Source organism: Paenibacillus sp. alder61, from assembly GCF_020179875.1.
In the GTDB taxonomy this organism is placed as follows: Bacteria; Bacillota; Bacilli; order Paenibacillales; family Paenibacillaceae; genus Fontibacillus; species Fontibacillus faecis.
Genome location: NZ_JAIUDG010000009.1, coordinates 149541 through 161198, shown reverse-complemented (window position 1 = coordinate 161198; position 11658 = coordinate 149541). Strand labels below are relative to the sequence as shown.

Genomic DNA, 11658 nt, shown 5'->3' with positions numbered 1-11658 from the left:
CCGGTGTTACCATCCGCGGATCAAGGCCAATTCTTTCCGCATGCGCTCGGGAATCTCCGCATACAATCGCTCCCACGGAACGAACCGCTCCGCTTCCTTTTCCCAGCGAAATTCTTCATATTCCCGGGAAGGCCGGAAGCGGAATTTTTGCAGATGCTCCCGAACCCGGCGGTCGGTTTCATGGTCCTTCCGGATCAATCCGGCGAACATGTCCCCGTAGATGACCCCGTCCGCCCCGGCCTCTTCCATCGTGCAGCGCTCGAAATCCGGCAGCCGTTCAAACCGCTCCGCCAGCGGCGCCATCGCATGCTTACCGGGCTGCACATACAGCGTCACCCGGCCATGGTTTATATTGGAGCGGTCGGACCGAAGCGCCTTCAGGTATTTCCCGTGAAAGCTGGCTTCCGCATCCACAATCTCGCCTTCCTTACCGATGTAAATCCAGACATGCTCCAGGTCGTAGAGGTGCTGGATGTCGTAGTCATAATAAATCGCGTACTCCAGCACGCTTTGCACCTTCGGGTCCGTGAATGCTATGCGGCGCCGGAAAGAAAGGGAATCCCCTTCCGCTTCAAATGCGGTCACCCCGATCCGCACGGGGAAGAAGGGCTCCCGTTTGTCCATAAGCAGCCGGGGCGCATACCGTAAAGCGCTCTCGCGATCGAACGTATCCGATATTCGCATTACGTCAAGCTCCCGTCGCCTGCGCCGGGTAGTTTGCTTAGGATCAGCTCATGGCTCTCGTGAATTTCCTCCGGCCGGCATGCCGCTTTCAGCTCATACACTTTGACCTTGGCCTTTTCGATCATGGGCAGGAAACGGTCAAAAGACCGCATATCCTTGCTGTGCACATAAGGGCACCAATGGTCGGAAAGACCGATCGTTTCGTGAATATGGACCCCCAGGATGGAATCCATCAACCCGTCCATTTCCTTGTCGTTGTCGTACAGGCCCAATCGTTCCATCATGGTGGCGTGCCCGATGTCGTACCACAAGTACACCGGCGCGCCCTTCAATCTTTCGATGATCATCTTTGCTTCCTGTAAACTTGGTATCTGATTCGGGCGGGAGCGGGTTTCGATGCCGAAGCCCACCTTGTAGCCCTTGGCCGCGATCCGGTCGCTCGCTTCCTCCAAACTTCGGCAGATTTGATCCACGTATCGGCCGCTCTCCGCCTGTCTCCGTTCCATCATCTCCCGCCACTTGGTCCGGTACATTTCGGAGTCTCTCCCCGACTCGTTGTACAATCTTTCCAGTTCTTTGATCGTCTCATGTGCCATAGGCACCTCTCCGGGATGGACGACGACCGCCTGCGCCCCGTAGCGATGCGCATACTCCGCGGACCGCACCAACAGCTCGATGGCCCGCTGCCGTTTGTCTTCCTCCTCGAACCCGAGCAGTACGGAATCCGTGCCGTAGTCCGGATCGGGGACATGGGGGAAGGTGTTGTGCACGCTGGATACGCCGATTTCCCCCCGCTCGATCATCGGCTCGATCGTCGCAAGCATCTCCCGGGTTACGTTGTAATTCAGCTCGATATAGTGAAAGCCGAGCTCCCCGATTTCCCGGACCATCTCCCGTCCAACCGTATGCCTTTTGATATTCCAACAGGTCGAAAATGAATACGTTCCTTTATCGTTCTGCATTGCCCATCCCCCCTTCCGTTGCTTCTACCCTTTCACCGCGCCGAGCATGACGCCGCTGACGAAGTACTTTTGCAGCCAGGGATAAACCAGCAGAATCGGCACGGTGGCGAACACCACGCTGGCCGCCTTGAGGCTTTCCGGGGTCAGCGCCGTTCTGTTCGAGCCTTCCATCTGGGTCAATTCCGTGACCATGTTGTTCTGTACCATCTGGTACAGCTTCAGTTGAATCGGATAGAGGTCCGGATTATTGATATACATCAGGGAATCCTGGAACCCGTTCCAGCGGCCGACGGCGTAGAAGAGCGCCAGCGTCGCCAGCACCGGCATGGAAAGGGGAAGCACGATTTTGATCAGCGTGTGCAAATGGGAACTCCCGTCGATCTCCGCGGATTCCTCCAGACTTGGCGGAATATTGTTGAAGAAGGAAATGAGAATAATCAGGTTGAACGGGCTGATGAGACCCGGCAAAATCAGCGACCATACCGAGTTGATCATATGGAGGTCGCGAATCAGGAGATATTCGGGAATGATGCCGCCGCTGAAAAACATCGTGATAATGATCAGATACATGAAAAAGCGGCGTCCCTTGAGATTCCCTTTCGTCAGCGGATAGGCGGCGGCGACCGAAAACACCATGCAGAGCAGCGTGGTCGCCACGGTCAGGATGATCGTAAACCCGAGAGAACGGAGCATCGATACATCGGAGAACACTTTGCTGTAAGCCTCCCAGTTGAACTCGATGGGAAACAGCGTCACTTCGCCCGAGGTGATCGCCCGGTTCGAACTCAAGGAAATCGCAATGATATGCAGGAATGGAGCTAGACAAAGCATGACGAAAATAAAAACACAAACGATTAAAAAGGCTTCGAACATGCGGTTGGATGCGCGTTCGCTCACGAAAATCAACTCCTTTCCCTAACAGGTTCTACATGATGCCGTCTCCGGTCAGCTTTTTGGAAATGTAGTTGGAGCCTAAAATAAAGACGAGCCCTACAACCGCCTGGAACAAACCGACTACGGTAGCCAGCGTATATTGCCCCGATTCGAGGCCCACCCGGTAAACGAAGGTGCTAAGTACGTCGGAATATTCCCGGACCGCCACGTTGCCGATAATATAGGGACGATCGAAGCCGATGCTGATCATTTTGCCCAGGTTGAGAATCAACAGCGTCACGATGGTCGGCTTGATCGAGGGCAGGGTGATATGCCAGATCCGCTTCAACCTCCCGGCTCCATCGACTTCCGCCGCTTCAAACAGCTCCTTGTTGACGCCGGTGAGGGCGGCCAGGTACAGAATGGTCCCCCAGCCTGCGCTTTGCCAGACGCCCGTGAACAAATAGGTGAGCAGCCAGGGATTTTTTTCGGTAAGAAAAGGGATCGGATCAAGCCCCATGTTCATCAACAGGTTATTGATCATGCCGGATTGGTTGCCGAACAGTTGGTAAACAATCCCCCCGATGATGACCCAGGAAATAAAATGGGGGATGTACAGAATGGTCTGCGAGATTTTTTTGAACCAGACCGATCTCATTTCAAACAGCATGATTGCCAGGAGGATCGGCGCCGGAAAAGATACGATCAGATCGAGAAAATTCAGCATGAACGTGTTTCGCAAGGTCACGTAAAAATCCGGCATGGCGAAGACCTGGCGGAAGGCGTCAAAGCCGATCCATTCGCTGCCCGCGATCCCCTGAAACAAATTAAAATCTTTAAAAGCGATTTGAACGCCGTACATCGGCCCGTAGCGGAATATCAGAAAATAAACGATCGGCAGCAACAGCAGCGCGTACAGCTGCCAATATCGCTTGATATAAGCTGATCCTTTCAACTTGGTCCCCTCCTGTCCGGAAAAAAGGAAGGGCGCAAAGGCATGACATGAGTCTTTACGCCCCGACATTCGTCATTTCCAGCTTCCGGCTATTTCAGCTCTTTGAGCGCCTCCTCAAGCTCTTTTTGCAGTTCGGCACCGCCTTTGGCCATGAAGTCTTTCATTTCCTGCTCATAGACCTGCTCGAATTCCTCCGGTTTGCACATCGTGCTTTTTACGATAATCACGTTCAATTTATCGAGCAGGGCGGTGCCGTACTTGGCTTCCGCTTCAATCGGTTTGCCGAAAGCGATCGGGCCGATCGTGTCCTGGTTGGCGATATCGATCGATTGCCGCAGCATCTCCTGGTTGCGTTCCGGGAAGCCGAAAATCCAGGCTTTTTCGTTGGTCTTCACATCGCCGAAGTTTTTCCCGTTGGAGATAATCGCCATGTCGCCGCCGTTGTAAATCCGGTCCACCGCTTCCTGAGGCGCATCGGGCTTCATGACCGGGATGCCGTCAACCAGTTCATAGTTTTCGCCTTCCACCCCGCTGTACATATGAACCAGGTTGTCTCCGGACGCCATCCAATCGAGATATTTAATCGCTTCTACGGCGCGCTTGCTGCTTTTCGGAATCATGATGTAGAGGCCGTTGGAAGCATAGCGGGATTTGGCGTGTTTACCTTCCGCATTGGTATAGGCGTCGATCGCGGCGAGTTTGCTACCGCTTACATTTTTCAGCAGATTGTCAAGAATTCCATCGTCATAGAAGATACGGTCCACATCGTCGGAGAAAAAGCCCACATTGCCGTTTTGGATATCCTTGACCAGCTGGCTCTTGTCTTCATCCAGACTGAAATCCTTGCTGATCAACCCTTCGTTGTACAGTTTGTTCATAAATTTCATGGCATCCTTAAAGCCTTCGTGAAAAGGCATCTCATACCGCTGCGGGTAAGTCAAATCGCCCTTCACCGGCTTGATGAAGGAGTAGATCAACGGTTCGTACTGGGCGGGAGCCAGCGCCATACCCATCGGGATGACTTTGCCGCCCACTTTGCCGGGGTCCTTCTCCTTAAACGCTTTCAAAGTATTGTACAATTCCTCCGTCGTTTGCGGAGCCGGCAGGTTCAGGGCGTCGAGCCAATCCTGACGTATATAGGAAGCATAACGCCCGGTGATGGCCCGCTTGCCCGGAATCGCGTACATCTTGCCGTCCAGTTTGCCGTATTGCAGGGTTTCCTCGCCGAGGAATTTCTTCAGATTCGGACCGTGCTCATCGAGCAAAGGACCGACCTCCGTCAACCCGCCCTGCTGGGCATACCGGTAAAATACGCTGGAATCATAGACGAATACGATGTCCGGCACATCGGACGCGCTGGCCATCAGAACGTTCAGCTTGGTGACTTCCTCCGATCGTTGAATTGGGACGAACTGCACGTCGATGTTGTTCGGATCGCCGAATTCCTTTTGCACGAATTGAGTCAGATAATTGTTGGTAATCGTGTGAGGCGCGGGCGAATTCCCCCGATCGAACACTTCCACTTTCAAAGTAACTCTCTTGCCTGACTCCGCCGCGCCATTCTTTGAAGACGCTTCTCCTTCGGCGGATTTGGAGGAACAGCCCGCTAGCAGGGAGACCGTCATCGCCGTGGCCATCGCTAATGCCAGCGCCCTTGAAAGTACCCCTTTTCTTGCCTTTACTGCCATAATCCCATCTCCTTTGCAAGTGCTTTGTAAAGTGTGTCCCCTTCGTTCCCGGTAGGCTACTTATGATGCTTAAGCGGTGTTGTATCACGCTGAATCGCCCGGCACCCTTACCGCTTCCTTGGGATGGCCCTAGTATGTCACACCGAAAGTTCCGGTGACAATAAACCAGTTTCGGACGGGAAAATCGGCGATTTTTCTTCCTTTCGGATTGCGGCTGACCTTTTTCCGAAGCTAAACCGTTTTCAAAAATCGCCGCCAGCGCCTCGTTAACCGAATTCCATAAACTGTTTTCGCGATAAACCGATCAACGGGGGATTCCCGGCCGAAACGAAAAGCAGAATCATGAACAGAAAAACCCGCAGTGTGCCGCCTCCCTTCTCGGGCAGGTATCTTACCGGCATACTGCGGGTTTTTCTCCGGCACCGCCTGGCGGCAGTGCGGAAACTTGCATCAAACCTGGCATGGTGCTGATCATTTTGAGCTTATTCGCCCACGGGCATGATCGGCGGCAGCTGCTGTTGGAATTTCGCCGGATGTTCTCTCTTCAAAGCCTGCCTGCACGTTAAAATGATCGGTCTCATTCCCGGGTCAGCGTAAACCGCTTTACCCTGCGGTAATCGCCCGGGGTCATGCCCACAATTCGTTTGAACACTCTCCCGAAGGTGATCGAATTGGCATAGCCCACCTTCCGGGCGATTTCCTGCAGCGGATCTTCCGTTGCCAACAACAGCTTTTCCGCTTCTTTCATGCGCAGTTCCATCAGAAAATCGACGAATTTCATATCGAATTCCGTTTTGAACAAATAGCTGGCGTATTTTCCGGAGACTTGGAAACGATCGCTGAGATGTTTGAGCGACAAATCGGGATTCGTAAAATTCTCCTCAATGTATTGTTTCATTTCGCACACCAGCGCACGGTAGCTTTTGGTTTCGCTGACCGATACATAGGTCCGGAACACATCCGTGAGATCCCCGAACAGCAGCGCCTTCAATTCGCCGATGGACTCGGCTTCCTTCAGTGCCTGCTGGCGCTTCGCGGCTTTCTCCCCGGCGAATTCCCGCTGCAGTTCATCCGACATTACGGCCACTTCCCTGCCGAGCATCTGCAGGAGCGCCTGAATCAACGAGCGGATATCGTCATCCTTCATAAAATCGGACTGGAAGGAGTCGAAAATCTCCTCAAGCCGAAGCCGCCAATTCCCGCTGGACATCCGAAATTCCCGCACAAAGTCGGCGATCATCTGCATATACTTGTACGTCTCGATCAGATCGGTCCGGGCGCTCTCCCCGCCCGTCATAATGATGCTTTCGCCCATAAGAAGCTTGTGCTGAAGCGCGGCCTCCGCCGCTCTGTACGAATCCCGTATCTCTTCCGGGCCGTCGGCCATCGAGCCAATGCCGAAGCTCAGGGAGATGCGCAAATGCTTCTCCACCCACTGCCGGCAGTCGTCGGCGACGATCCGCATCTTCTCCCGCATCTCGGCATCGCTGGCGGTCGCCAGAAAAATAATGGCCGCCCGGTTCGTGGTTACCCATTCCGCCCAGCCTTGCAGCTCCGCGTTTCGCGCGAGATCCTGATACACATTCATGAGCGCGAATTTTAAAGTGTTCTGGTCCCTTTTCGAATAGGTGTTCTGGAAAACGGCGTCATACCGGTTAATCTCCGCGATCACCACCGAAAATTTTGCCTTCTCGGGAATCCCGGAGAGCGGACCGAGCTCCTCCATTCTTTGAAGAATGCCGTCCATCCGTCCTCCCTGAAGAATATCCATGAACAACCGGCTCCGCTGCAGGAGCAGATTTTCCTTGTGCTGCTTTTCATAATCCAGCGTATGGTTGATCAGATTCTCCAGGGTGTTCTCGATCAGCTTCATTTCGTCCCGGATGAATCCGCTTTCAGCATTGCGGATCTGCAGCGATTCGATGCGGTTCATCATCACTTGAATCGGCTTGTAATTTCTCCGGGTAATATAGATGATGTAAACGACCGCGCCCGTTACCGTAATCAGCCCGAGAATGACCCAGATGTACGAGATCACGGATACCCAGCCGAACAGATTGCCATCCTTGATACCGCTTACAAATGTCCAGTCCAATGTCTCCGAATGGATCGTGTTGAGGACTTTGCCTTCCCCCCGGCTTTCACCTTTTGCATGCGCGTTGTAAATCGTGTTGCCCTGCCGGTCCCGGATTTCCACAAAGGAAATCTGACCGTCCACCATTTCGTCCACGATCCGTTCGATCCCGCTCAGTTTGACATTGATAAAAAGAATGCCCTGAGAACCGAAAGGAAGCGGCATCCGCTTGTACATGGAAATAACGCGAACGGGCGTCTTGTCAAACATGTCCTTGTATTCCCGGACCGGCATCCAGCCCTGCTCCTGCCGCTCGGACAAAACCTTTTCCACCCACGCCTTATCCGCGAAGGTCTGCAAATCGTTCAGTCCATTCTGGGTAAGAATGCTCCGATCCGCTTGGCGGTACAGATAGATCGACTTAATAAAATCGGGATTGTCGGACAGCTTGCGAAGGCTGGCTGCAACCGCATACATCGAAGCGGTATCGCCGACCTCTCTGTTGAAGTATTCCTTGTAGCCGGGGTTGCTTTCCACTTCTTTCAAAACGCCCATCTCAATTTCCTTTAGAGTCCGCTGCAGGCTTTCAACGAGATAGTTGTTTGTGATCCGGTCCGCCTTCTTGGTCTCCGCGCGGGAGATTTCATTCACGAACAGAAAGGCGATAAAAATCAAAATCGTTACGGTAATCAGGAAAATAGGAAAGTAAGATAAGAGGAGACGACGATACCAAGTGCGAGACAACAGCTTCACTCCCTTATGATTCGTCTTGATTCATGGAAGAGGCTATAATGCGCGCCGATCAGTGGCCGACATGGGTCAGCCTATCAAGCAGGAGCTTTTAGTTAAGCTAAAATACCACGTCCTTTGAGGTTAGTCAAGATTGAGGGAAGGCCCCGATCCGAAGCCAAATCGCGAAACGGCGCCGCTATCGGGCTGGGAATCAAGAAAATCCGGTTGCTGAATGCAGAACCGGATTCCCATATATTTCTATTCTTTTCATGAACCAACTTTACTTTCCGTTAGGTTAAAACCAGGTGCCGCAGCTCTTCAGCCAACTCGCTCACGCAGTCCGTACGCAAACCCAAATCCAAAAACACAACCCTGACCTCCACACCGTCCCCGCTGTCGTAAACGATAGGCGGCTCAAGCTCCGAGACACGCGGGACTCCGGGATACAAAAGATAGACCCTGCCCGCTCCGTATTTTTTTCCGTAGGCATAGGCCTGATACATATCCGCTTGTGAAATGCCGTAATCCTTGACTTGGGAAAGGATTTTCCACTTCGTATCGAGCACGGCGACCCCGGCGGGCCCTTGCGCCACGATGTCCGGTTTCAGTTGAAACCTCGCCGGAGTTTGAAAAAGACGGTGGGTTCGGTCCTGGGTCTTGACCCTGATATCGGGATGGGAAAGTCTTTTTTTAAGCTGCTTGGCCACGTAACGTTCATATATTTTTTCCATCGGAAACAGTAGAGCGTAGGCTTTATTTTCGCCTTTAAACGGCGTAAAGCTCAGCCCGGACAAGAACAAGCGGCACCACTCCAGCAGCGTCCGGTATTCCTGTGTCGTTCGATCCAGGGATATGCCCGCCCAGTCCTTCTCCGGCTGTTCGGATATCTCGACCTGATCGAAGGCGGCCGATAGGATATGGAGATCCTTTCGATTTCCAGGGCTGCGGCTCATCTTCTTCAACAACTCGATCGTGGTTTTGACCAGCCGGTTTTCCGGCCGATCGACGTTGAATTCATCGAATTCGATATAGAAGCGCTCCTTGTGGGCGGCATTATGCTTGATATGCTCGGCGAATCGGAGCTTCCCTTTATAAAACGTTTCGTTGTCCCGATGCTCCCGGTAATCCGATTTCAATCCGCGCTTCACCAGGATTACCGCCTCGTCGATAAACATCCGGATAAACAAGTCAAGAATGTGGTTCTTTCCTGCGTCGAGATCCGTATGGCGGAACACCTTGCCCGGTATATCGCCGATCGTTTTTAACATGTGAAGAAATATTCGCTTGGTTTCCAGCATCGAAATTTCTACATTTCCGGTGTACACCTTAGGCAAAATTTCGATCCGGGTCCCCTCCGCCATGGCGATGACACCAACGTAGTTTTTGGCGCTGATGATTTTACCGATTCCTTTCCTGCTTGCCACGGTCATCAGCTCCAGAGCCTCGGTCCCCTTCCCGTCTGCCCGGTTTTCCAAAATAAAACGCTCAAGCCGGTCAAATACGGACTCGTCTATGCATTGGTAGCCATAAGCCGCTCCCGCCGGATTTCGGCACAAGGTTCCGTACTCCTTCAGCGTAATGTCGGCGCCCTTTCGATTCTTATGGGGTAGATTCGCCCTCGCATTCATGGGAACAACCTATTCCTGACCGCTGGAGCCGTAAATTTTCCGGTAAGCGCCGATTTGCCGAAACGCATGGGGATTTATTCGGTAAGTCACGCTATCCTCCAGATCGGTCTCACTCAGATCGCCGAACAGCTCGGCCATGTTGACGGGGCTCACATGAATAAACTGTTCTGTTACCGGCTTGTTGTTGTCCCCCAGCACCAGGCGTATCTTCTCATAATCATCGTAGAAGTATTCCTGAAGCAGCGGAATGATCGTATGCTCAAACAAATGCCCCAGTTTTTCCAAGGTGGAGTCGCTGTTCAAGCCTAAAAGTACGCATGTCCGATCATATGCTCCCGGTCATATAAGGCCTCGATGCGTCTGTTCATCGTATCCAGCATCCGGCTCAGGTCCAGCCGTTCTCCGTCGATCACTACGGAGGCCAGACACCCCTGGTCAGGCATCATTTCGGCAAAAGAGAACCGCCGCCGCAGCGCCGTATCCAAGCGGGCGATCGAACGATCCGCCGTGTTCATGGTCGCCAGCAGGTAGACGTTACCGGGCACTCCGAAAATTTTTTGCGAGTACGGGAGTTTAAGCCTTAATTCCTCCGCCATCCCGATTCTTTTCGTCGGCTCGATCAAGGTAATCAACTCGCCGAAAATTTTGGAAATATTTCCCCGGTTAATCTCATCGATTATAAAGACATAGTTATCGGTGTTCTGCCGGATCACGGAAGGAAGCTGCCCTTTCTTATGCTTCTGCAAAATCGCCATAACATCAGCCAGCGTAATCCGGTTCAAGCGATAAACGGAACCCAGCGTCATCACCGTGTTTCCGTTTAATTCCATTATGTTCTCCCTGACATCCTTGACCAGCCAGTTTACCTTCCGGGAACGCTTGTAATCCTCCATCTCCTCCAACCATTCGTAATCCCCGGTAACCACGCCAATCGCATCGATCGTCTCCTCGTCGTGCAGAACCAGAACGATATCCCCCGCCCGCATCTCCGTCATAAACCGGGCAAGAATCATCTTGCCGCCATGCCTGCTATAGTCCGTTTCTTCGTTGACCGTTTCACCGTAAGAGTCCCATCCGATGCGGATTCTTCCATGGTCGAAGCAATCCCGTTTGACGGGGTTCTCTTTGGAGCCGCCCAGGGATACCTTCCATACGGTCGGATCTTTCCGGATTCCGTAATCATTGCTGGACATGACGATAGGCTCCTGAGCCGCTTCACAAAAACGTTTAAACACGCCGGGGGTAATTTCGTAAGCCACGTCCCCGGTTTCCGCGGACCCGCCGTCTTCTTGGGACAGCATTTTCGGTTTGATGCCTTCGATAAATTCCTCGTAACCGTAGGATTGATGGAATGTTGTAAACTCAATCTGCCCTTTAGCCTTGTAGGCCTCGTACCTCTGCTTGATTTGCCGATAGCCGTCCGACTCCGATTCCTGCAGAACGGCGGACAGCGGCTTATTTTCGATCATCGCCACCGAATAAAGAACCGTATGGTAGGTTTTCCCCGTTCCCGGAGGACCGTAGAGGATGATATTTTTATCAAGTAACGGCTCCGCTCCCGAGTACTTTATCGCGATCGCTGGATCACCGTTTTCTGAGATAGTCCCGTTTTCCTGCTCCCGCAGAAACGCTTCATATAAAGCAAGACCATATTGAAAAGCCTGGTTTCCCGCCTTTTTATTGACTTCGGCAAAATTCTCCGCCCGCTCCATCATCATTCGCATGCTCCGGAACCGATCCGCATCGGCGATCTCGAACACATCGACGGTCTCCAGCTCGAGGCCCGTTAATCTGGGCGGAGCCGTCGTCAGGGCGGAGACATAAGATATCACCGTATTTTCGGAGTACGCCTGCCCGTTGTCCCGCTTCTTTCGTCTTAACCAATCGGTGTATTCTTTTTTGCGCCATTTGGCTTGTTCGTTCATTCCGATTCACCTTTCGCCAGCAAGTCATAACCAACGTTAGCATGTTTCGACACCAACTCCGGTTCTTCCTGCCCTATGACCCGGGAACCGACGGAAGTTCCGTCGTCTGCCGTGGTAGCAAAATGCTAAACTTCATA

10 protein-coding genes are annotated in these 11658 nt (G+C 52.7%); all 10 read right to left on the bottom strand.

The window, feature by feature from the left end; all coding sequences use genetic code 11:
- Positions 1-6: 6 nt before the first annotated feature.
- Entirely contained in the window at positions 7-684 is a 678-nt protein-coding gene (locus LBW89_RS11515) for a hypothetical protein (protein WP_148451356.1), read from the bottom strand.
- A complete protein-coding gene (locus LBW89_RS11510) occupies positions 684-1646 on the bottom strand; it encodes a sugar phosphate isomerase/epimerase family protein (RefSeq protein WP_148451355.1) in 963 nt (320 codons plus the stop codon). The genes LBW89_RS11515 and LBW89_RS11510 overlap by 1 nt, the downstream gene beginning before the upstream one ends.
- A 24-nt stretch (positions 1647-1670) precedes the next feature.
- Positions 1671-2543 (bottom strand): carbohydrate ABC transporter permease, encoded by an 873-nt coding sequence (locus tag LBW89_RS11505; protein ID WP_148451354.1) that lies wholly within the window; start codon positions 2541-2543, stop codon positions 1671-1673.
- Positions 2544-2571: 28 nt separating this feature from the next.
- Entirely contained in the window at positions 2572-3474 is a 903-nt protein-coding gene (locus tag LBW89_RS11500) for an ABC transporter permease (RefSeq protein WP_148451353.1), read from the bottom strand.
- A gap of 89 nt (positions 3475-3563) precedes the next feature.
- Complete coding sequence (locus LBW89_RS11495) at positions 3564-5162, bottom strand: extracellular solute-binding protein (protein WP_148451352.1); 1599 nt, start codon at positions 5160-5162, stop codon at positions 3564-3566.
- A gap of 266 nt (positions 5163-5428) precedes the next feature.
- Positions 5429-5563: a hypothetical protein gene (locus tag LBW89_RS27495; RefSeq protein WP_263639131.1), complete on the bottom strand. Its 135-nt coding sequence runs from the start codon at positions 5561-5563 to the stop codon at positions 5429-5431.
- Positions 5564-5739: 176 nt separating this feature from the next.
- Entirely contained in the window at positions 5740-7980 is a 2241-nt protein-coding gene (locus tag LBW89_RS11490) for a helix-turn-helix domain-containing protein (RefSeq protein ID WP_148451351.1), read from the bottom strand.
- 278 nt (positions 7981-8258) lie between these two features.
- Complete coding sequence (locus LBW89_RS11485) at positions 8259-9596, bottom strand: McrC family protein (protein ID WP_148451350.1); 1338 nt, start codon at positions 9594-9596, stop codon at positions 8259-8261.
- Positions 9597-9605: 9 nt separating this feature from the next.
- Positions 9606-9899, bottom strand: a complete 294-nt coding sequence (locus LBW89_RS11480) for a hypothetical protein (protein ID WP_225039197.1) — start codon at positions 9897-9899, stop codon at positions 9606-9608.
- A 2-nt stretch (positions 9900-9901) separates the two neighbouring features.
- Positions 9902-11521, bottom strand: coding sequence for an AAA family ATPase (locus tag LBW89_RS11475; protein ID WP_225039196.1), 1620 nt, complete (start codon positions 11519-11521; stop codon positions 9902-9904).
- Between the last annotated feature and the right edge of the window lie 137 nt (positions 11522-11658).